General features: G+C 59.5%; 20 protein-coding genes. 8 read left to right on the forward strand and 12 right to left on the reverse strand.

The features are described 5' to 3' along the window. Positions 1 to 163: 163 nt before the first annotated feature. The 3 genes from HBO09_RS20215 (at position 164) to HBO09_RS20225 (ending at position 5,242) form a co-directional block, all read left to right on the forward strand. Complete coding sequence (locus HBO09_RS20215) at positions 164 to 1,456, forward strand: GGDEF domain-containing protein (protein ID WP_169997994.1); 1,293 nt, start codon at positions 164 to 166, stop codon at positions 1,454 to 1,456. Between the two features lie 90 nt (positions 1,457 to 1,546). Continuing rightward, positions 1,547 to 3,331: an acyl-CoA dehydrogenase C-terminal domain-containing protein gene (locus HBO09_RS20220; RefSeq protein ID WP_169997992.1), complete on the forward strand. Its 1,785-nt coding sequence runs from the start codon at positions 1,547 to 1,549 to the stop codon at positions 3,329 to 3,331. Positions 3,332 to 3,463: 132 nt separating this feature from the next. Then, positions 3,464 to 5,242 carry an acyl-CoA dehydrogenase C-terminal domain-containing protein gene (locus HBO09_RS20225; protein WP_169997990.1) on the forward strand — a complete coding sequence of 593 codons (1,779 nt, stop codon included), beginning with the start codon at positions 3,464 to 3,466 and terminating at the stop codon, positions 5,240 to 5,242. 227 nt (positions 5,243 to 5,469) lie between these two features. Here the strand turns inward: HBO09_RS20225 and HBO09_RS20230 are convergent, their stop codons facing one another. Next, a complete protein-coding gene (locus tag HBO09_RS20230; RefSeq protein WP_169997988.1) occupies positions 5,470 to 6,390 on the reverse strand; it encodes a LysR family transcriptional regulator in 921 nt (306 codons plus the stop codon). A 206-nt stretch (positions 6,391 to 6,596) separates the two neighbouring features. Between HBO09_RS20230 and HBO09_RS20235 the strand changes: the two genes are divergently transcribed. The 3 genes from HBO09_RS20235 to HBO09_RS20245 all read left to right on the forward strand — a co-directional run bounded on the left by HBO09_RS20235 (position 6,597) and on the right by HBO09_RS20245 (position 8,764). Continuing rightward, complete coding sequence (locus tag HBO09_RS20235) at positions 6,597 to 7,868, forward strand: aminotransferase class III-fold pyridoxal phosphate-dependent enzyme (protein WP_169997986.1); 1,272 nt, start codon at positions 6,597 to 6,599, stop codon at positions 7,866 to 7,868. Between the two features lie 320 nt (positions 7,869 to 8,188). Next, on the forward strand, positions 8,189 to 8,509 hold the full coding sequence (locus HBO09_RS20240; protein WP_029296888.1) for a DNA-binding transcriptional regulator: 321 nt from the start codon (positions 8,189 to 8,191) through the stop codon (positions 8,507 to 8,509). Positions 8,510 to 8,605: 96 nt separating this feature from the next. After that, positions 8,606 to 8,764, forward strand: a complete 159-nt coding sequence (locus tag HBO09_RS20245) for a YqaE/Pmp3 family membrane protein (protein ID WP_007904205.1) — start codon at positions 8,606 to 8,608, stop codon at positions 8,762 to 8,764. Positions 8,765 to 8,768: 4 nt separating this feature from the next. On the opposite strand, the gene pqqE is transcribed toward HBO09_RS20245, so the two are convergent. From pqqE to HBO09_RS20300, 11 genes are all read right to left on the reverse strand, one after another. Continuing rightward, positions 8,769 to 9,920, reverse strand: a complete 1,152-nt coding sequence (pqqE, locus tag HBO09_RS20250) for a pyrroloquinoline quinone biosynthesis protein PqqE (RefSeq protein ID WP_169997984.1) — start codon at positions 9,918 to 9,920, stop codon at positions 8,769 to 8,771. Beyond that, entirely contained in the window at positions 9,892 to 10,167 is a 276-nt protein-coding gene (pqqD, locus tag HBO09_RS20255) for a pyrroloquinoline quinone biosynthesis peptide chaperone PqqD (protein WP_169997983.1), read from the reverse strand. The genes pqqE and pqqD overlap by 29 nt, the downstream gene beginning before the upstream one ends. After that, on the reverse strand, positions 10,164 to 10,916 hold the full coding sequence (gene pqqC / locus HBO09_RS20260) for a pyrroloquinoline-quinone synthase PqqC (protein ID WP_169997981.1): 753 nt from the start codon (positions 10,914 to 10,916) through the stop codon (positions 10,164 to 10,166). The genes pqqD and pqqC overlap by 4 nt, the downstream gene beginning before the upstream one ends. 10 nt (positions 10,917 to 10,926) lie before the next feature. Next, positions 10,927 to 11,838, reverse strand: a complete 912-nt coding sequence (pqqB, locus tag HBO09_RS20265) for a pyrroloquinoline quinone biosynthesis protein PqqB (protein ID WP_169997979.1) — start codon at positions 11,836 to 11,838, stop codon at positions 10,927 to 10,929. Positions 11,839 to 11,913: 75 nt separating this feature from the next. Beyond that, entirely contained in the window at positions 11,914 to 11,988 is a 75-nt protein-coding gene (pqqA, locus tag HBO09_RS20270; RefSeq protein WP_003194766.1) for a pyrroloquinoline quinone precursor peptide PqqA, read from the reverse strand. Positions 11,989 to 12,151: 163 nt separating this feature from the next. Beyond that, positions 12,152 to 14,548 (reverse strand): pyrroloquinoline quinone biosynthesis protein PqqF, encoded by a 2,397-nt coding sequence (gene pqqF, locus HBO09_RS20275; protein WP_169997976.1) that lies wholly within the window; start codon positions 14,546 to 14,548, stop codon positions 12,152 to 12,154. A 50-nt stretch (positions 14,549 to 14,598) separates the two neighbouring features. After that, entirely contained in the window at positions 14,599 to 15,393 is a 795-nt protein-coding gene (locus HBO09_RS20280) for a carbon-nitrogen hydrolase family protein (protein ID WP_169997974.1), read from the reverse strand. A gap of 11 nt (positions 15,394 to 15,404) precedes the next feature. After that, positions 15,405 to 17,096: an NAD(P)/FAD-dependent oxidoreductase gene (locus HBO09_RS20285; RefSeq protein ID WP_029296874.1), complete on the reverse strand. Its 1,692-nt coding sequence runs from the start codon at positions 17,094 to 17,096 to the stop codon at positions 15,405 to 15,407. 146 nt (positions 17,097 to 17,242) lie between these two features. Further along, positions 17,243 to 17,704: an Lrp/AsnC family transcriptional regulator gene (locus HBO09_RS20290; RefSeq protein ID WP_038443879.1), complete on the reverse strand. Its 462-nt coding sequence runs from the start codon at positions 17,702 to 17,704 to the stop codon at positions 17,243 to 17,245. Between the two features lie 379 nt (positions 17,705 to 18,083). Then, on the reverse strand, positions 18,084 to 18,326 hold the full coding sequence (locus tag HBO09_RS20295) for a hypothetical protein (RefSeq protein ID WP_169997972.1): 243 nt from the start codon (positions 18,324 to 18,326) through the stop codon (positions 18,084 to 18,086). 10 nt (positions 18,327 to 18,336) lie between these two features. Then, positions 18,337 to 18,837, reverse strand: coding sequence for a hypothetical protein (locus tag HBO09_RS20300; RefSeq protein ID WP_169997970.1), 501 nt, complete (start codon positions 18,835 to 18,837; stop codon positions 18,337 to 18,339). Between the two features lie 472 nt (positions 18,838 to 19,309). On the opposite strand from HBO09_RS20300, the gene HBO09_RS20305 reads away from it, so the two are divergent. Next, positions 19,310 to 20,698, forward strand: coding sequence for a tyrosine-type recombinase/integrase (locus tag HBO09_RS20305; protein WP_169997968.1), 1,389 nt, complete (start codon positions 19,310 to 19,312; stop codon positions 20,696 to 20,698). Beyond that, positions 20,695 to 21,312, forward strand: a complete 618-nt coding sequence (locus HBO09_RS20310; RefSeq protein WP_141232169.1) for a hypothetical protein — start codon at positions 20,695 to 20,697, stop codon at positions 21,310 to 21,312. Before HBO09_RS20305 ends, HBO09_RS20310 begins: the two co-directional genes overlap by 4 nt. Positions 21,313 to 21,746: the final 434 nt, after the last annotated feature.

Genomic DNA, 21,746 nt, shown 5'->3' on the forward strand with positions numbered 1-21,746 from the left:
GGCGGCTTTTTTGTGGGCGGTGAAAAAACCTGAGTGGCGCGCTCAGGGATTGCCCGTTGCTGCCGTTACAGTGATGGCAATGTGATACAGGTCACATTGAGTGTGCTTAACTGTGAACAGTGAAGGCACTGTGCCATCTTTTTTGCGGGTCGGAGCTTTACCCTTGTCGCGCGCGTCTGCTGTACGTTTCAGTCATTTCCTACCGTCGTTGCTGTTATTGCTGGCGGGGTTGTCGGCTGCTTACGTCAAGGACCTCAACGTCTTCTTCACCTCGCTGTTCAATGTGCTGCCGACCCTGGTGTTGCTGCTGGGCGGCGCTTATTGCGCGGTGTACCGCCGCCAGCGTGAGCTGTTCCTGATGGTCACGGTGTACGTCGCTTACTTTCTTCTGGATACCCAGACCGATTTCTATCGCGACCATGGCCGCGTGCGCGAAGACGCCGCCGTGGTGTTCCATCTGGTGTGCCTGCTCTTGCCGATGCTGTTCAGCATCTATGCCCTTTGGCAGGAAAAAACTCACCTGTTCCGCGACTTTATTGCACGCTGCGCGGTGCTGCTCGCCGTAGGCAGCGTTGCGTTGGGCCTGGAGCAAAGTTACCCGGGACCGTTGCTCAACTGGCTGGCGGAGATTCGCTGGCCGGCGTTGCATGGTGCGTGGATGAGCTTGATCCAACTCTCGTATCCGATGTTTCTGTTGGGCTTTGTCGCCCTGGCATCCCAGTACTGGCGTGAGCCGCGGCCGTTGCATGCCGCGCAGTTGGTGGGGTTGCTGGGGATGTTCTGGATGTTGCCGCAGACCTTCATCCTGCCGTTCACCCTGAACATCATGTGCAGCCAGGTGATGTTGATGATCGCCGCGGGTGTGTCCCATGAGGCCTATCAAATGGCTTTTCGCGATGAGCTCACCGGCCTGCCGGGGCGTCGCGCCCTCAACGAGCGCATGCAGCGCCTGGGGCGCAACTATGTGCTGGCGATGAGCGACGTCGACCACTTCAAGCGCTTCAACGACACCCACGGTCACGACGTCGGCGACCAGGTGCTGCGGCTGGTGGCCAGCAAGTTGTCGAAAGTCAGTGGCGGTGGTCGGGCCTATCGGTATGGCGGCGAAGAGTTTGCCGTGGTATTTGCCGGCAAGACCCTGGATGAATGCCTGCCGCACTTGGAAGAAATCCGCGAGATCATTGCCAATTACCACATCAAGTTGCGTAACCCGGACAGCCGCCCCCAGGACGATTATCAAGGGCGCCAGCGCCGTTCGGGTTCGGGGGCGTCCAGTGTGTCGGTGACCGTGAGCATCGGCGTCGCCGAGCGCCAGGTCGAGCAGCGCACCCCGGAAGAAGTACTCAAGTCCGCCGACCAAGCGCTGTACAACGCCAAGGGGGCCGGGCGTAACTGCGTGGTGGCAGCCGGCCAGAACCGCCGTGGTGCGGTGCGCATGCAGGGCGCTGCCGGTTGAGTGATGGTGGTGTATTCAGCGCCTGTACAGTGATTGTCCGGGGCCGGCGGCGGCAGTAGCTTGAAGCCATCTGCCGCCGGAGACATCACCATGCCTGCCTATAAAGCTCCCCTGCGCGACATGCGCTTTCTGATCGATCATGTGTTTGATTTCCCTGCTCACTACGCGGCCCTGGGCGCCACCGAGGCCAGCCCGGACATGGTCAGCGCGATCCTCGAAGAAGGCGCCAGGTTCTGCGAAAACGTGCTGGCACCGTTGAATCGTCCGGGTGATGAAGAGGGCTGCCATTTTGATAATGGCGTGGTGACCACACCCAAAGGCTTCAAGGAAGCCTTCGCGCAGTACGTCGAAGGCGGCTGGCACGGCCTGGCGGCGGATCCGGCCTACGGCGGTCAAGGCCTACCATCGTCCCTGGGCTTGGTGCTCAGCGAGATGATTGGCTCCAGCAACACCTCCTGGGGCATGTACCCTGGCCTGACCCACGGCGCCATGTCAGCGATCCACGCCCACGGCACCCAAGAGCAGAAAGACACTTACCTGACCAAGCTCACCGCCGGGCAGTGGACAGGCACCATGTGCCTGACCGAAGCCCACTGTGGCACCGACCTTGGCATCATCAAGACCCGTGCCGTGCCCCAGGCCAACGGCAGTTACGCGGTGACCGGCAGCAAGATTTTCATCTCCGCCGGTGAACACGATATGAGCGAAAACATCATCCACCTGGTGTTGGCCAAGTTGCCGGACGCGCCTGCTGGCACTAAGGGTATTTCGCTGTTTATCGTGCCCAAGTTCCTCGCCGATTCCGGCGCACGAAATGGGGTCAGTTGCGGTTCCATCGAGCACAAGATGGGGATCAAGGCCTCGGCCACCTGCGTGCTGAACTTCGATGCTGCCGAGGGCTATCTGATTGGCGAGGCGAACAAGGGCCTGAACTGCATGTTCACCATGATGAACCATGCGCGCCTGGGCACGGGCATGCAGGGGTTGTGCCTGGGTGAGGCGAGCTTCCAGGGCGCGATCCAGTACGCCAATGACCGTTTGCAGATGCGCGCCCTGACCGGCGCCAAGGCCCCGGATAAACCGGCAGACCCGATCATCGTGCATCCCGATGTACGGCGCATGTTGCTGACCATGAAAGCCTTCAACGAAGGCAACCGCGCCCTGACTTACTTCACCGCGCAACTGCTGGACACCGCGCACCAGAGCGATGACCCGCAGCAGCGCCAGCAGGCCGAGGACCTGTTGGCGTTCCTTACGCCGATCTGCAAAGCCTTTATGACCGAAACCGGGCTGGAGGTGACCAACCACGGTATGCAGGTGTTTGGTGGCCACGGTTTTATCCGCGAGTGGGGCATGGAACAGTTGGTGCGCGACTGCCGGATCGCGCCGATCTATGAAGGCACCAATGGTATCCAGGCCCTGGATCTGCTGGGGCGCAAAGTGTTGGGCAGCCAGGGCAAGTTGCTGCGCGGCTTCACCAAAATCGTGCATAAGTTTTGCGTGGCGAATGCCGAACACCCGCAACTCAAGACCCAGGTCGCGCAGCTCAATGAGCTGAACCAACAATGGGGCGAGTTGACGACCAAAGTCGGCATGGCCGCGATGAAAAATCCCGATGAAGTCGGCGCGGCGGCCCTGGATTACTTGATGTACAGCGGTTACATCATCCATGCCTACCTGTGGCTGCGCATGGCGCTGGTGGCCCAGGCGCAGTTGGATGCAGGCCAAGGCGATGCGGACTACGCCCGTGGCAAGTTGGCTACCTGCGAGTTTTACTTCAAGCGTCTGCTGCCGCGCACCAGCGCCCATCGTGCGGCGGTGGAGGCGGGCAGTGATTGCCTGATGAGCTTGCCTGCCGAGTTGTTCGCTTTATGAGGGTGGGTTGTGACTGTTAAATACCAATTGGTCACAAGCGGACCCTATGTGTCACAAAAGTTGTTCGGTTACACTCCGGGTCTGTGAAACCGATCCTACCGAATCACTTTTAACGTTCTCATGAGGTTTGCCATGGCTGACTACAAAGCGCCGCTGCGCGATATGCGCTTCGTCCTCAACGAAGTATTCGAGGTTGCCAAGCTGTGGGCGCAATTGCCGGCCCTGGCCGAGACCGTGGATGCTGAAACCGTCGAGGCGATTCTTGAAGAAGCCGGCAAAGTAACCGCCAAGACCATCGCCCCGTTGAGCCGCAGCGGCGACGAGGAAGGTTGCCGCTGGGACAATGGCGTGGTCACCACTCCGGCCGGATTCCCCGAAGCCTACAAGACCTATGCCGAAGGCGGCTGGGTGGGCGTGGGTGGCGATCCTGCCTACGGTGGCATGGGCATGCCCAAGGCAGTGTCGGCCCAGGTCGAAGAAATGATCAACTCCTCGGGCCTGGCGTTTGGCCTGTATCCGATGCTGACGTCCGGCGCCTGCGTGTCGATCAACACCCACGCTAGCGACGAACTCAAAGCCACTTACCTGCCGAACATGTACGCGGGCGTGTGGGCCGGTTCCATGTGCCTGACCGAGCCCCATGCCGGTACCGATCTGGGGATTATTCGTACCAAGGCCGAGCCCCAGGCGGACGGTTCCTACAAGGTCAGCGGGACCAAGATCTTTATCACCGGTGGCGAGCACGACCTCACCGAAAACATCATCCACCTGGTGCTGGCCAAGTTGCCGGACGCTCCAGCGGGTCCCAAGGGTATCTCGCTGTTCCTGGTGCCCAAGTTTATGGTCAATGCCGATGGCAGCCTGGGCGCACGCAACCCGGTGACCTGTGGTTCGATCGAACACAAGATGGGCATCCAGGCCTCCGCCACTTGTGTGATGAACTTCGACGACGCCGTTGGCTATCTGGTCGGCGAGCCGAACCGTGGCCTGGCGGCGATGTTCACCATGATGAACTACGAGCGTCTGGGTGTCGGCATCCAGGGGCTGGCGACCGGCGAGCGCTCTTACCAGAACGCTGTCGAATACGCCCGTGACCGTCTGCAAAGCCGCTCGCCGACGGGCCCCAAGGCCAAGGACAAGATCGCCGACCCGATCATCAACCACCCAGACGTGCGGCGCATGTTGCTGACCATGAAGGCGGCGAACGAAGGCGGCCGGGCGTTTTCCACTTATGTGGCGATGCAACTGGACACCGCCAAGTTCAGCGAAGACGCCGCGACCCGCAAGCGCGCGGATGACCTGGTGGCGCTGCTGACCCCGGTATCCAAGGCATTCCTCACCGACCTGGGCCTGGAAACTACCGTGCACGGCCAGCAGATCTTCGGCGGTCATGGCTACATTCGTGAGTGGGGCCAGGAGCAATTGGTGCGTGATGTGCGCATCACCCAGATCTACGAAGGCACCAATGGCATCCAGGCGCTGGACTTGATGGGGCGCAAGATCGTTGGCAGCGGCGGGGCGTTCTACACCCTGTTTGCCGATGAAATCCGCCATTTCATCGCCACTGCCAGCAGCGACCTGGCCGAGTTCACCCAGCCCCTGAGCGCTGCGGTGGACGAACTCGACACCTTGACTGCCTGGGTGCTGGATCGCGCCAAGACCAACCCCAATGAAATCGGCGCGGCCTCGGTGGAGTATCTGCATGCCTTTGGCTACATGGCCTATGCCTATATGTGGGCGTTGATGGCCAAGGCTGCCTTGGGCAAAGAGAACGAGGAAGACTTCTACGCCAGCAAATTGGGGACGGCGCGCTTCTATTTTGCTCGCCTGCTGCCGCGTATTCACTCCCTGAGCGCCTCGGTCAAGGCTGGCAGTGAATCGCTGTTCCTGCTGGACGAGGCGCAGTTCTAAATCGAGGAGGGCGTGTAAGCATTCTCTTACATGACGTGCTGCTAATCGTCCTCTATCGCCAGATTGGATCCACAGCTAATCTACTTCACATGGACGTCGCGCAGGAAGCGCAAAGCAACAACAGGGACACGTAGGATTCTGCCAGGATGGCGGAGTGAAATGGATGTCAGGGAAACAGTCTGCAAAGCCCCGCTTCGGCGGGGTTTTCTTATTGCCCGCGAAAAAGTTCAGGCCAGCCCGTCTACCGTGGCCGTCGGCCCATGGGGACCATTCATTACGTCTTCGAGCAAGGTGCGCAGCAATTCCAGCGTCGCTTGCTGACGTTGCACATCCCGACACACCAAACCCACTTTCAGCGGCACCCGTGGCTCACTCAAGGGCTTCCACAATAGCGCCTGGCTGCTGTGTTCATCCTGTGATCGACCGGGCAGTACCGTCGCCAACCGGGTATGGGGCAGGCTGTCGAGAATCCCCACCATGGTGTTCAGTTCAGCCTGGACCTGTGGCCGGCGCCCCAGGTTTGCCAGTTGCGCCTGCCAGATTTGCCTGATCTGGAATTCTTCACCCAGCAACAGCATGGGCAATTCCGCAGCTTGCTTGAGGGAAACCTTCTTGAATTCACGCAGAGGATGGTCGGCTGGGATGACTACTTTCAGTTCATCTTCATACAGCAACACGCCGTGCAAGCCGGGTTGGCGGGCCGGCAGGTAGCTGATGCCAATGTCCAGCGAGCCATTGAGCAGGCGACGTTCGATCTCCAGGCCCGTCAGTTCATAGATCTGCACCACCAGATGTGGCTGGGCCTTGCGTACCCGTTCCAGCATCTGCGGGACCAGGCTGGTATGCACGGTTTGCAGCACACCGATGGCCAGGGTCCTTAGCGCCTGGCCTTTGAAGTGGCGCAGCGCCTCGACGGCTTGCTGCATACCGTCGAGCAACGGCAAGGCGTGGTTGTACAAGGTGTGGGCAGCCAGGGTCGGCAACAGGCGTTTGCTGCTGCGTTCGAACAGGCTTACATCGAGGTGCTGCTCCAACTGGCGGATCTGCTGTGACAGCGCCGGCTGGGAGATCGACAAGCGCTCTGCGGCCCGGCCGACATGGCCTTCTTCGTACACCGCGACGAAATAACGCAGTTGCTTAAAATCCATAAGTAATGCTTATCGAAAAAGCTGGAAAATCGAAATGGCTGTATGCCCCCAAGGCGCCTAGTCTAGCGCCTATTCACAGGGCTTACAGGGCCAAGACGCGAGATGAATACCGTTTACAGCGATGCTGTTTACATAGGCAAGGCAAAAAACGACTTGCCGAACTCCCGCCAATCCAGGGTTGCCAACAACCTGCGGGGTGTGCAGGCATGAACCTTTTCAACCTGCGCCGCCCGGCACCGAGCCTGGATGATCTGTTACTGGACGCAAAAACTCCGATGCTGCGTGATGAGCTTTCCAGTCAATCCCTGATGCCCACAGTGGCTCGTCCACCGCAGGTTTTCGTACGCGGCCAGGGTTCCTGGCTATGGGACAGCGAAGACCGTGTCTACCTCGACTTTGCCCAGGGCGGTGCGGCCAACAGCCTTGGCCACAGCCCTTCGGTATTGGTGCGTGCATTGGCTGACCAGGCGCAAGCCCTGATCAACCCTGGCATAGGGCTGCACAACCGCAGCCAACTGAACCTGGTGGACCGCCTGTGCCACAGCACCGGCAGCGACCAGGCCTACCTGCTCAACAGCGGTGCGGAAGCCTGCGAGGCAGCCATCAAGTTGGCGCGCAAGTGGGGCCAATTGCACCGTGGTGGCGCCTATCGCATTATTACCGCTAGCAACGCCAGTCACGGTCGCAGCCTGGCAACGCTGGCGGCCTCTGGCGACAATCGTTTCGAGCCACAACTGCCTGGCTTCTGCCACGTACCGTTCAATGACCTGCCGGCCCTGCATGCGGCGGTCGACGCACAAACCGTGGCGATCATGCTCGAACCGATCCAGGGCGAAGCCGGCGTCATCCCGGCCACCGAGCATTACCTCAAGGGTGTGGAGCGGCTGTGCCGGGAGTTGGGCATTCTGCTGATTCTCGATGAAGTACAGACCGGGATGGGCCGTTGCGGCACCTTGTTGGCCGAACAACGCTACGGCGTGCGCGCCGATATCGTCACCCTGGGCAAAGGCCTGGGTGGCGGGGTGCCGTTGGCTGCGCTGCTGGCTCGCGGCAAAGCCTGCTGTTTTGAATTGGGTGAACTGGAAGGCACCCATCACGGCAATGCGCTGATGGCGGCCGCCGGGGTTGCCGTGCTCGATAGTGTGCTGGGTCACGGCTTTCTCGAACACGTGCGTGATACCGGTCAGTACCTGGGCGAAGGCCTGGCGCGGCTCGCCCGCCGCTATGGCCAAGGCGAACTGCGGGGCCATGGCCTGTTGTTGGGCTTGAGCTTGTCAGATGATTCGGCAGATGCGGTGGTAAAGGCGGCACTGTATGAGGGCCTTATCCTCAACGCCCCCCAACCCGACTGCCTGCGTTTCACCCCGGCGCTGACGGTAAGCAAGAGCAATATCGACGAAATGCTACTGCGCCTGGCCCGTGCGTTTTCCCGTGTGCACACCGCCCAACTGCAATGCCGCAAGGGCATCGCTGTTTAACCCTTATTCCTGAACCGTCTCGCGGTATACGCAGCGCCTCCAGCCTGATTTTTTTGGCTGGGGGCGTTTTTTTGTGTGTAATTTCTGGATTGAAAAGGACGCTTGAGGCTCATCGAGAAAAATGGATTTTTTTTAGCGGGCACCGGCAGGGAGTGCCGGTAGGGCGCAAAGATTTGTTGTGAGCCCTATTTCTAATCTATACCACCAGGTGGTATGTTTGTGGGGAAGGGATGCCTATGAAGCTGCGCCTGTTTAAAAGCCGGCATTTTGCTGATGCCGCCAGCAATTACTGGATCTCAGGGAGTTTGTGGAGATACATCATGACCAAAAAATATGAAAGCCAAGCGCTGGAGTCCATTCATCAATCGGCCAGCGCGCTGCATTCGATTGGCGCCATCAGCAAGACCACCCTTCGTGAATTCGATGAGCTGTGCATTGCGCCCGTACCGGCACAGATACCTGCCGACCAGATCAAACAACTGCGCGAGCGCAGTCATGTCAGCCAACCGGTGTTCGCCCGTTACTTGAACACCAGTGCGTCGACAATCAAGCAATGGGAGTCCGGCGAGAAGCAACCCAGTGGCATGGCGCTCAAGTTGCTGAGTATCGTGCAAAAGCATGGGTTGGAGATCCTTGCCTGAGGAGGATGGTCCTGTGCCGGATCCACTGAACCCTCACGCGCGCCCAGGGTCGATTAGCTGTACGGCTCACACGAGCCGATTATTCGGAGCTGACCCATGGATTTCATTCGTATCATCATCGCCATTCTGCTGCCGCCACTGGGTGTGTTCCTGCAAGTGGGTTTCGCCGGCGCGTTCTGGCTGAATATCCTGTTGACCCTGTGCGGCTATATCCCAGGCATCGTGCATGCGGTGTACATCATCGCCAAGCGTTGATCGGTCAGCCTTTGGCGATCAGCCGGGAGTTTCGCTCATTGCGAAAAGCCAATTGCTCGATGGTCTGCGTGGCGTGCTCGGCTTCGAGCCGGGCGTTGAGGATGATGCCGTGATCGGCGGATTTGCTGCACACCGGGTCGGCGTTGCTGGCGTCACCCGTTAGCATGAACGCCTGGCAGCGGCAGCCGCCGAAGTCCTTTTCCTTCTCGTCGCACGAGCGGCACGGTTCGGGCATCCAGTCATAACCACGAAAGCGGTTGAAGCCAAACGAGTCGTACCAGATGTGCTGCATGCTGTGGTCGCGTACATTGGGAAACTGCACCGGCATCTGTCGGGCGCCATGACAAGGTAGGGCGGTGCCGTCTGGTGTCACTGTCAGAAAGATACTGCCCCAGCCATTCATGCAGGCCTTCGGGCGTTCCTCATAGTAGTCCGGTGTAACAAAGATCAGCTTGCAGGGATGACCTTCGGCTTCCAGCTTGGCGCGGTATTCATTGGTGATGCGTTCGGCGCGGGTCAGTTGTGCCTGGGTCGGCAGCAGGCCGACGCGGTTGAGCTGGGCCCAGCCATAGAACTGGCAGGTGGCGAGTTCGACAAAGTCTGCCTCCAGCGCAATGCACAGTTCGATGATGCGGTCGATCTTGTCGATATTGTGCCGATGGGTTACGAAGTTCAGCACCATCGGGTAGCCATGGGCTTTGACCGCCCGGGCCATTTCCAGCTTTTGCGCGAAAGCCTTTTTGGAGCCGGCCAGCAGGTTGTTCACCTGCTCGTCGCTGGCCTGGAAGCTGATCTGGATATGGTCCAGGCCGGCTTTCTTGAAGTCGCTGATCTTCTGCTCGGTCAGGCCGATGCCGGAGGTGATCAGGTTGGTATAAAACCCCAGCTTGCGCGCCTCGGCGATCAGCTCGGCGAGATCCTGGCGCACCAGCGGCTCACCGCCGGAAAACCCCAGTTGTGCCGCGCCCATTTCCCGGGCCTCGCGAAACACTTTGATCCATTGCTCGGTACTCAACTCCTTGCCCTGCTCGGCGAAATCCAGCGGGTTGGAGCAGTACGGGCACTGCAGCGGGCAGCGATAGGTCAGCTCGGCGAGCAACCATAGCGGCAGGCCGATCTCGGGCTTTTCAGGCAAGTTCGATCCAGTGCTCTGCACGTGCCACCTCCATGAAATGCTCGATGTCTTCACCGAGTTCGGGCACGCCGGGGAATTGCTGCTCCAGCTCGCCAATGATGGCCGCCACACTACGCTCGCCATTGATCAAACCACCAATCAACGCGGCGCTTTCGTTGAGCTTGATCATGCCTTCTGGGTACAGCAATACATGGCCTTTTTGCGCCGGCTCGTACTGGTAGCGGTAACCCTGGCGCCAAGTTGGTTTTTTGCTGCGGTCGAAACTCATAGGGTGATCCCTTTATGCCAGACCCGCTGCGTGGTCACGCTGTGATAGGGCGGGCGGTTCAGTTCGTAGGCCATGCTCATGGCATCGAGCATGCTCCAAAGAATGTCCAGTTTGAATTGGAGAATCTCCAGCATTCGCTCCTGGCCGGCGCGGGTGGTGTAGTGCGCAAGGGTGATCGCCAGCCCGTGCTCGACATCACGCCGGGCCTGGCCCAGGCGGGTACGGAAATACTCGTAGCCGGCAGGGTCGATCCATGGGTAATGCTGGGGCCAACTGTCGAGGCGCGATTGGTGGATCTGCGGAGCGAACAGCTCGGTCAGCGAACTGCTGGCGGCTTCCTGCCAGCTGGCCCGGCGGGCGAAATTGACGTAGGCGTCCACGGCAAACCGCACACCGGGCAGCACCAGTTCCTGGGAACGCAACTGATCCGGATCCAGGCCCACCGCCTGGCCCAGGCGCAGCCAGGCTTCGATGCCGCCGTCTTCACCGGGTGCGCCGTCATGGTCGAGCAGGCGCTGGATCCACTCGCGGCGGATTTCCCGGTCCGGGCAGTTGGCCAGGATCGCGGCGTCCTTCAGCGGAATATTCACCTGGTAGTAGAAGCGGTTGGCGACCCAGCCCTGGATTTGCTCGCGGGTTGCCCGGCCGTCATACATCGCCACGTGGTACGGGTGATGGATATGGTAGAAGGCACCCTTGGCCCGCAAGGCCTGTTCAAATTCGGCGGGGGTCAGCGGTGTATCGGTCATCGGGGCTCTCCTACAATTCAATGCTCATGCCGTCGTAGGCTACTTCTACATTGCGCCGCGCCAACTCGGCCCGTTCAGGCGAGTCTTCGTCGAGGATCGGATTGGTGTTGTTGATATGGATAAGCACCTTGCGCTGCTCGGGCAATTGCTCCAGCACTTGGAGCATGCCGCCGGGGCCGTTCTGTGCCAGATGGCCCATTTCGCGGCCGGTGCGGGTACCGACGCCACGGCGCTGCATTTCATCGTCATCCCACATCGTGCCGTCGACCAGCAAGCAGTCGCTCCCCGCCATGATTTCCAGCAGCGGCGCGTCGACTTTGCCCAGCCCGGGGGCGTAGAACAGTTTGCCGCCGGTGCGCAGGTCTTCGACGATCAAGCCGATATTGTCACCGGGGTGCGGGTCGAACCGATGGGGTGAGTAGGGCGGCGCGGCGCTGCGCAGGGGCAACGGGGTAAAGCGCAGGTTGGGGCAGGCAGGAATGGTGAAGCTGGCGTCCAATTCGATACGGTTCCACGCCAGGCCGCCATTCCAGTGGGTCAACATGGTGAACAGCGGGAAGCCGGTGCTCAGGTCTTCGTGGACCATGTCGGTGCACCACACCTGGTGCGGGCAACCTTCACGCAAGCTGAGCAGGCCGGTGGTATGGTCGATCTGGCTGTCCATCAAGATGATTGCGCTGATACCCGTATCGCGCAGTGCACGCCCCGGTTGCATCGGTGCAAAGCCCTGCAATTGGGCGCGGATATCCGGCGAGGCGTTGCACAGCACCCAGTTCACGCCATCGTCGGACAGGGCGATGGACGATTGGGTACGCGCCTGGGCCCGCAGGCTGCCGTCGCGAAAGCCTGCGCAGTTCACACAGTTGCAGTTCCACTGCGGGAAACCGCCGCCGGCGGCTGACCCTAGAATCTGGACGAACATCGCCGCTCCTTTACACAAGACTCAAAATAAAAACGCCCCGGCGAGCCGAGGCGTTGCATTGCAATACAAAAGCAATCAGCGGCTGGCGAAGTACATGGTGACTTCAAAACCAATACGCAGATCAGTGTAAGCAGGTTTGGACCAGGTCATATTCATACTCCTACGAAGGGATGGGACGTTTACTACCAAGTAATACATATAGTCCACCTCCAGTCGGAGATGTTCAGATGCGTGGCGCGATTTTACTCATTTCTCGTCAAGCTAGCGCTGTCTTGGTGGAAAAAGCCTGTTGCAGCATCGGCAACGATCAGCGTCATACCTGCCAGTAATCGCTCACTGCCGCGCCATTGGCCAGGCAGCGCCAGCCGCCAGCCGCTTGGTTGAGTTGCGCAGCCGCCTCCACCAGGTGCTGGCGTGTACGGGTCTGGATCAACTCGCCTAATTGCTCAAGATAGTTCGTGCCATGCCCGGCCAACCTGGCCTGCCAGAGCAACTCGGCGGCTTGGGATGTGGGTAGCGCCTGGGACGAAAATTGCCGGGCCAGGGTCGCGTTACCCAGGTCGTCGCTTCCATTGATCAAGGTTGGCAATTGCGTGATGAAGGCCTGGATGTGATCGAGCAGGTCCGCCAACGCTACATTCGGTGACTGCACGCCAAACAACAGGCTGGTTTGCCCGTTGAACTGTCGGATACCGCTGAATACGGCGTAGCCCAGCTGCAGTTCGACCCGTAGGCGCTGGTAGAACGGGGTCTGGGCCAGGTGAGCGAGCAATCGCCAGTCGGCCTCGTCGGCCAGGGATTGGCTCGGGGTCGGGCACAGCAACAGCAAGGCGGCTTCGGTGGATGCGGTGTCTAGCTGATGCCAACGGTACTGACCGTTGATGGGAGGGGTGGTGCGAGCCCTCTCGGCACATTGCCCGGGCAGGCGTGCCGCAGCATTTTTGATCGCCGTTTCGCACGTAGCCGGGAGGCCCATGCCCAGGCCTTGCCACGTGGCAGTGGTCCATGCGTTGGGCAATGGATTGAGGTGCCCAGTGGAGGCAATGTGGGTCGCGCATGCCGGCAATGCCTTGAGCAGCTCGCGGATGGCCATCTGTGGTGCTGGGCTGGCGGGCGCGTGTTGTTCAAGGTTGGCGCCGGGCTGGGTCAGCTCGCGTGCCAGTTGTTCGACGATAGCGGGCATAGGTTCATGCAGCCCGCTCATTTTCAGTAGCCAGTCATTGCCTACGGCCTCGCAGGACATTTCCACGCCGGCCTGGCGGGCGTTGGTCTGCAGTGTTTGCAGGCTGCGGCCTATGCCATGGGCGGACGAATCCAGTTGCCAGTGCAGGTAAAGGGCACCTTCGTCGCTATCGGCGGGCAACGCTTGGCGGAATGACAGGCCTGGCAGTTCGCGCCGGCCACGGGAGCGATCCTGGGCGAAGGTGCGCAAGCCACGATGGGCGCTGGTCTGGCCGCGAATCAGACCGGGGCGCGGTTCCTGGGCTTGCGGTCGCAAGAATGGGTTGCCCGGCGGCAACTGCCAGGCCTGTTGCGCAGGTGCCGATTGCAGCGTGTTCAGTAGGGACTTGAGCGCTTGGCAGTGCTGCTCCGACAACTGCGCTTCGAGGTTTTCACTGTCATGGCGAGCCAGGGCCAAGGCCCCCCTGATTTGCCGCTGACGCTGGATCAGTAGGGCGTACTCTTCACGCAACGCAGTCCAATCGCTGTGGGCGAAAAAGCTCAACCAGTCGTTCAACAGGGCTTCGATTGCCAGGGACTGTTGTGAGCCCTGTGGCCCCAGGGTGAATTCGATATCCAGCAGCGCCTGCCCGGCGAACGAGTACAGCACCCTGGCGTGCAGTGCGCTTGCCCAGCCCCGGTTTGTCAATTCGGCCAGCAAACCACCGGGTGCCGCCGCATTCAGCCAGGTGCACAGGAAATCCAGGGCTTCGCGGGGCGCGTTGCAGGCGATGAGGTGATGCAGGTGCTGGTTGTCGAGGTATTGATAGCGATGTTTATCGCCGTCCATCAATGCCGGTGGTGGCTGCTGCGGGCGTAGCGGGCCCGGGCGCAGGCACTCGCCAAAGCGCTCGGCCAAGGCTTGCAGCTCCTCCAGCGACTGCGGGCCGGCAAGGCTCAAGGTCATCTGTCCTGCTTGATAGAAGTCTTGATAAAACCCCAGCAAGCCTTGTTGGAAACCCTCCTGTTGCACCGGCAGGCTGTCGCGGTTGCCCGCATGAAAACCCCGCAGCGGATGCCCGGCAGCGATGCCTTCGAGGATCGCGACTTGATGCTGTGCCTCGGCATCCTGGGACCAGGCAATAAACTCTGCCTGCAACACTTCGCGTTCACGCAGTTGATCGTCCATGGCCAGGCGCGGATGAGCGAGCATATCGGCCAGGCGCTGCAGTGCGCCGTCAAACGCCGGGACGGGCACTTCAAAAAAGAAGTCCGTGGTGCGCTCTCGGGTGCTGGCGTTGACCTGTCCGCCGTGGCGCTGCACGTAGGCCATCAAACCGTCCGGTGCAGGAAAAACCGCGGTGCCAAGAAACAGCAAGTGCTCCAGAAAGTGCGCCAGCCCCGGCCAGGCCAACGGCATGTCATGGCTGCCCGCCGCTACCCGCAAGACCGCTGCACAGCGCTTGAGACGTGGGGCATGACGTAGGGAAACCCGCAGGCCATTGGCCAGGGTCAGTTGCAGGTGATGAGGGTGGGCCGGCGCAGGCATGAGCACTTCCAGAACGTAGGAAGTGCCTATGCTAGCGCAAAGCGCGGGGGTCAGTGTTTATGCAGCGCGGCATATAGCTCGGGGCGTCGGTCGGCCAGGTAGTGGTTGGCCGCTTGCGCAGCGTGTATCACCTGGCGGTCGAGGGTCGCGACGATCAGCGCCTCATCCAGGCCCGCCTGGGCGGCGCGCTGCCCATTCGGCGCGGCGATGCTGCTTTGCCCGCAATACTGGATCTGGTCTTCATGCCCGCAATAGTTGGCGTAGGCCACATAGCACTGGTTTTCAAAGGCCCGTGCGCGCACGGTGACGTCCGCGACGAAGTCGAAGGGCACCATGTTGGCCGTCGGTACCAGGATCAGTTCGGCACCCGCCAGGGCCAGGCGCCGGGTATTTTCCGGAAACTCCAGGTCGTAGCAGATGAGGAACCCCAGCTTCCAGCCGTTCAGCTCGACGACGGGGAACTCGTCCCCACCGGGGCTGAACATCGAATGATCGAGGTCGCCGAACAGGTGGGTCTTGCGGTAGTTGCACAAGCGCTGACCATTGGCGTCGATCAGTTGCACGGCATTGTAGATCTGCCCATCCTCGGCCCGTTCCGGATAACCATAGAGAATCGCCAGGCCCGCGTTGCGCGCCAGTTCGGCAATGGTCTGCGCAGACTGCCCGTCCTGCGCTTCGGCCAGCGCGCCGACTGCTTCAGCACCGATGTTGTAGCCGGTGAGGAACATCTCCGGCAGCACCAACACGTCGGCATCGCACGCTTCATGCGCAATGCGATGCAGACGCTTGAGATTGCCCGCGACATCCAGCGGCAATGGCGGGCATTGGTACAGGGCAACACGCATGGCTTGGCTCCTTATTCGGCCAGGGCGATGGGGCCGATCTCATCGAACACATCCCCCGGCCCCGGGTTTTGCGGGTGGGTACTGCCACCGAAGTGGGTCATGATGCCCCAAACCGCGTTCAACGAGGTCTGTACTGCGCCTTCGACCCAGGCAGGGGTCCAGGAGACATCGTCGCCGGCGATGAAAATCCCGCGCTGCTCGGCCGGCATATCCTTTTGCATGAAGTGCGCATACATGCGCTGGTTATAGCGATAGTGGCCCGGCAACGCGCCCTTGAATGCGCCGAGGAAGTGCGGATCGGCTTCCCAGGAAACGGTGATCGGGTCGCCAATGATGCGTGCCTTGATGTCGACTTTCGGGTAGATCTTTTTCAGCGCATCGAGGGCCAGCTTCACCCGTTTATCGATGGGCTGCGGGAGCATTTTCAGGGCGTCGCTCATCCACGAGTAGGACAGGCAAATGACCCCCGGCTTGTCGTCGCCATTGTCGAACAGGTAGGTGCCACGGGTCAGGCGATCGGTGAGGGTCATGCTCATCAGGTCGCGGCCGGTTTCCGGGTCTTTGTCCTTCCAGAAAGGTCGGTCGACCATGACAAAGGTTTTCGACGACTGCATATAGCGCGTGCGGTCCAGAGCCATCCACATTTTTTGCGAGAACAGGCTTTCGTCGCATTCGATCTGAGTGGTCAGCAGCCAGCTCTGGCAGGTGGTCAGCACGGCGGCGTATTCCCGGGTGTCACCGTAGTTGTCGGTCACCGCAAAACGCCCATCGGCGGCATGGGCAATGCGCTTGACCCCGGCCCGTGGCGCGCCATGGTGCAGGGAACTGAGGCTGGTGCCGGCTGGCCAATGGGCGCAACGCTCCGGTACATGGCGCCAGATCCCCATGGGCACTTGCGCCACGCCACCGACCACCAGGTGCTGGTGGTCGTCGCAGTTGGTCATCACCACGCGGAAGATTTCCAGCATCGAGTTGGGGAAGTCCGAGTCCCAGCCACCGGTGCCGAAACCGACCTGGCCGAACACTTCGCGGTGATGGAACGACAGCTTGGCGAAGGCCTTGGACGTGGCGACGAAGTCGTAGAAGGTACGGTCGTCCCACAGCGGCACCAGCTTGTTCCACAGCTCCTTGAGCCGTGGCACGTCACGGTCGCGAATCGCTTGCTGGATATCACCGAACTGCGAGCCAGCCTCCAGGGCGTCGGCCCAGGCGTCAGCCACTTCCTGGAATAGCGCAGGAAGGTCGGAGATTTTCTGTGCGTAATGAGTCTGGCCTTCCAGGTCGATCACGGTGCTGCCGGAGGCCGGTGTCAGTGGGTTGGGGAACGGCTTGGTTTCAAGGCCCAGCTTGTCCACATAGTGATAGAACGCCGTCGATGACACCGGGAAGCGCATGCCGCCCAGCTCCGCGATGATACCTTCGGCCCCTTCAAAAGCCTGGGATCGCAGGCGCCCGCCCATTTTCGAGGCTTCGTAGACTACCGGCTTGAGGCCAAGCTTCATCAACTCGTAGGCGGCCACCAGCCCGGCAATACCCGCGCCGACAATCGCCACTTCGGCGCCATGGTTGGCGGCAGGAATACTACCCAGCCCGGCGGGGTGTTCGATCCAGTCATCGAAGGCGAACGGAAAATCCGGGCCAAAGATAGTGATGGGTTTTTTACCGTCTGCAGGGTGGCGATTGTTCTTGTAGGTGGCGTTCATGGCTGACCTTGCTGGCACTCGACGGGGGCACGACCCGTGAAGTATAGGAAAAGATGGCAGCCATTCTAGGGAGCGTAGCGCTCGTTAATAAGACGCAATGTGTCGTCGTATTGAATTGTTTTTAGTCGAAGTGACGAATCTTCTGGTCAGATTGGCTGGCCACGATCCAATTTGTTACTGAGGATGATCGAGGTGGTGGTCTTTTCTACCCCATCGACACTGCCGATCTGGTCCAGCAGTTGATCCAACTGCTCCGGCGAATCGGTACGCAGCCAAGCCACATAATCAAACTCACCACTGACCGCACACAACTGCTGGACCTGGGCCATGGCGCTGAGGCGACGCAGCACTTCCTTGCCGGAGCGCGGTTGCACGGTAATCCCCACATACGCCTGCAACCCACCATCCACCACGCGCTGGCCAAGACGCACGCCATAGCCGGTAATCACCTGGGTCTTCTCCAGGCGCGCCAGGCGCGAGGTCACGGTGGTGCGGGCAATCCCTAGCTGGCGAGCGAGCATGGCCACGCTTTCACGGGCATTGATCTGCAAGGCGGCGATCAACTGGCGGTCGATTTCATCGAGGACGGGAGGGCGAGTGGCGGACAAGATGGGCTCCGGCGTGGGTGGCAATGGGGGAGCATGTTACAGGCTCGTGTTCGCGGGTGGCGATTGCGGTGACCTTTCATGTGCGCTAGATCCGGACTGCCTAGGATCAGAATTAGGCCGCGCCCGCAGAGTTGGCGAGGCTGGTCAATGTGGCATTACATATTTGCGATGCGCCTGGCCTGCGTTACAGCCGCCACCCATCATTTAGCAGTGATTTTGGCGGCATCTAACCTACGTTAGGCGTTACCAGTATGTTCAAAGTAACCCCCGATCCGCCGGCAAGGTCCAACGCTAAGATCATTGATCAACGCGCTGTTGATCGACTGTTGTCCCATATGATTTTAGGTCAGAGACGGTACCGAGAAATCGTGCCAGGGCTTCAGTCCCCCTCCGTGAACCGCCGCCGCGTCAGGAAAAGCACCACGCCCAGTGGCACGGCCAGCAGTGCTAGCAGCTCCAGGTCAAAGCCCAGCACCTGCTGCTCACCCACCTTGAAGAGGCTGACCAAGCCCGTTGCCAGCAGCGCCAAACCCAGCCACTTGCGCAGCGGGTATGGTTTCAGAAACTGAACGAGGATCGCGCCCAGCACCAGAAGGACGACAGATTGCATGATGTAGGGCATGTGCAGTTCCTCAGACCTTGATGACCAGCGTCACGACAGAACGCTGTGGGCCAATTCCGCCATGGACCTCTCCCTCGATGCTGGCCAGCACGTCACCTGCATGCAGGTTCGGCAGGGCCCCTTTGAGGTACCAGTTGACACCTGTCGTCACGACTGCACCTGAAGCCCAGCCAATGAGTGGCCCGCCCAACGCACCTACCTTCCCGGCAACGCCACCTGAGGCCGCAGCAATTCCCTTGGCGGCGTTGCCGCGCAAAGTGTTGATAGCATCGGCCTGCTGCCGGGTGAGGGGATTGGAAATGCAGACTGTCAGCAGGCATGGCAGGTTTCGAGCCTGCATTCGGTCGTACATATCGACGACCATGCTGTTGACTTGGTAATGGGCACGTTTCGCTTCGCCAAAGTGCAGCTCGCGCAGGCGACCTCGGTCGCTTTCCATGAGGGTGATTTGAGACAGATTGAAGACGATCCCCTCCTCGGACCTGTACTGCGTGGTCTTCTCGAACTTCATGCGCGTATCCATTCGTGCAAAAAGACGATGATTTTCTACAAGCGGTGACTAAGATGCAAACGGTCTTTGATGTGAGGCCCCGGGGAATTTGACGTCTGCATGGGGCTCATCGCCAGCAAGTCAACTCCCCGGTAACAACACATCGAGCGCGTCGGTTTTGGAGGCGTCAGGCCGAGGCGCCTCCGCACGAGGCACTGGCCGGGGCGATTCAGACTGTATCTGCGGCGGTCCATCCAGAAACACAAAAGCCGCGCAGTGCGCGGCTTTGAGTATGGTGGGCCCAGTAGGACTCGAACCTACGACCAAGGGATTATGAGTCACAAGATTGGAAATTAAATGACAGCTCATGAAACGATGGTTTCAGATAAAACAAGGCTTTCAGGCTGATTTAGCGTTTCGTGACGTTTCTTCTTATCTCTCAATATTGCTATGATTCGTTGAGCAATTCGTTAAGACGATCTTGGAGCTAGGAATGGCGCAGAAACTGGTTCACAGCAAGATAACAGCATTGAAAGCCACGCTCTCTGAGGCCTTGGAAGGGAAAGGGACGGGTTCTCTTCTCTTTGAACGCCGAGCTACGGGCGTTTTGGTCTATCTGAGTCTGCGCCGAGAGAAAAAGCAGGAGCGTCTAAAACTTGGGAACTATTCCGAAAAAACGTTGGTTGAGTGGCGAGCCTATGCCGCTGCGAAGTCGTTAGAGATTCGAGCCTTCCCGAGTATTGATGACTATCAAAAAGCGGAAGAGGAGCGTCAACGCTCAACCCAACGTGCTGCGGATGTTGAGGCAAGGCAGGGAACGTTGGCTCAAATGCTGAATGCCTACGTTGACGATATGGAGCGTAGGGGCAAGTCCAGTACCAGGGCCGTGCGTGGTGCGCTAAAGCTGGATGTTCTCGATCCATTCCCTGATCTGTCGAAATGCAAGGCCAAGGAAGTCGAACCTAGCGATATTGCGAACATCCTGCGTCGCTGCCTAACTCGATCAGTCGCCAGTAAAGGACGGGGCGCCCGCTTGACCAAGGCATCAGCAACCAATGGTAAAAAGCGACAGGCAGATAAATTGCGCTCTTACCTTCAGGCGGCTTTTTCGTTTGGCCTTGCTAGCGATCTAAACCCGCTCCGTGCTGGTGACGCTGTTCAATATGGTCTCAAATCAAACCCCGCGCGTGACGTGCCAACGATTGAAGGCGCCAATCAGGCGAACACCTGGGCGCTTACAAAAGAAGAGCTGAAAGCGGTTGTTCTGGCCGTTGAAGGTCTACCTGCTCGGCGTAGTGCAATTGCAAAGGCGATGCTTTATCTCGCTGGGCAGCGTGTAGAAATGCTTTGTCGGGTCACTTGGGCAGACATCTATGACGATGGTGAGCATGGGGAAGTGATGCGGTTAATCGACCTCAAGGGCGGAAAAGGTACGCCGTCACGTGAGCATCTGTTGCCGATGACTCAGCGACTCCGTGAGATCCTGTCGCCGCTACTAGCGCTTCAAGGGGCAGGCAAAGCACCTGGGCCATTCTCTCTGCGTGGAAAAGTCAGCATCACACCCGGTACTGCACTGGATATTTTCTCAGCGCTTGGGGATCAGCTTTCGACAAAGGGGGAAACTCGCCGTTTCACTTGGCGCACGTTGCGCGCAACTATAGAGACTCACTTAGCGTCCTTGGGTGTGAATCAGGAGCGCCGAGCATGGTTACTGTCACATGGTCGGTCAGGGGTGCAGGCAAAACACTACGATAGGTGGAATTATCTACCGGAGAAGCGTGGGGATTTGGATAGGTGGGCGCGTTATCTGGATGAATTGTCGGGAATGCCGCAGAGTGCGGAAGTGGTGCAGTTACCGACCCGCAGCGTGGTAAATCAATGAGCTGGCGATTTGAGGAGTTGGCGCGCATGCAGGAGCGCCAGAAGCTGCTAGAACAGCCGTTTGATCCAGTAGCAGTTACCGCTCGAGTCCTGGCGATGTTCTCCCGTGTTCTTCCCAGTAAGCCCGTGGACTGGGACGGTTATCCGATGCATGTCCGGTCTATCTCGTGGCGCAAAGTTGAGGGTGTCACGCGTGCATACGTCGATGGCGTGGATTTGATCGACGCTGCCGCGACCAACCGTAATGCATGGGATGAGGCTGCGCGATTCGCGGCTCAATATATTGAGAAGGGGGAGGCGGTTCCTGAGTTCCTGCGCGTGTTTACTGCCGAGGTACTGCGCGGGGGGCGACCACGACCAGCTCGCCGAGGAAAACCAGCCGACCCGAACCGGAACTTTGCAATCTGCCTGGGACTGGAGGCGCTGAGCCGTGCAGGCATAAAGCCCACTCGCAACGAAGCCACCGAAGATGTGCAATCAGGCTGCGACATCCTAGCCGCAACATTGGGGCGCGATACCTCTGCTTATGTCGATATTTGGAAGCAGCGGAAGAGACACCTATATGTGCAAGCGAGCTGGGAGCTCCACTTGGAGCGTCTGCTTGTGGGGGATTAATCGCCGATTTCCCCCCTTCGCTATTTCCCGCCACTTTATTGAGAATGTCCCTGTCGAATCAATCTACACGGGGCTTTCCGAATGACCATGACTGCAACTGCCAGGGTTGAATAGCCAATCAGTTCGGCTATGCGCTTGATGTGAAAGCGTCCGCCCTCACCATCTGGTCAGTTCGACTGGCGGCTATGCTCTGCCGTATCTCAAGGTTTGTCGTCTGGTGCGCTACCGCGTGGGAGATCTTGCTGATTCTTGGCGTGCTGAATTGTGAATCATGCGGGGAGGCGCGGGTAACGAAAAAGCCAATGGATGGCGAAGAATGGGTATCTAAATCAGGGACTAATAGGTTGAAGTTAAGGATGTTTCTTAACTTTAAAATCGACCAAATTTCATGTGGTATCATATAAGCACAAAAAGGTCTAGAACATTTCGCTCTA

This window comes from Pseudomonas sp. WS 5027 (assembly GCF_012985695.1).
Classification (GTDB): domain Bacteria; phylum Pseudomonadota; class Gammaproteobacteria; order Pseudomonadales; family Pseudomonadaceae; genus Aquipseudomonas; species Aquipseudomonas hygromyciniae.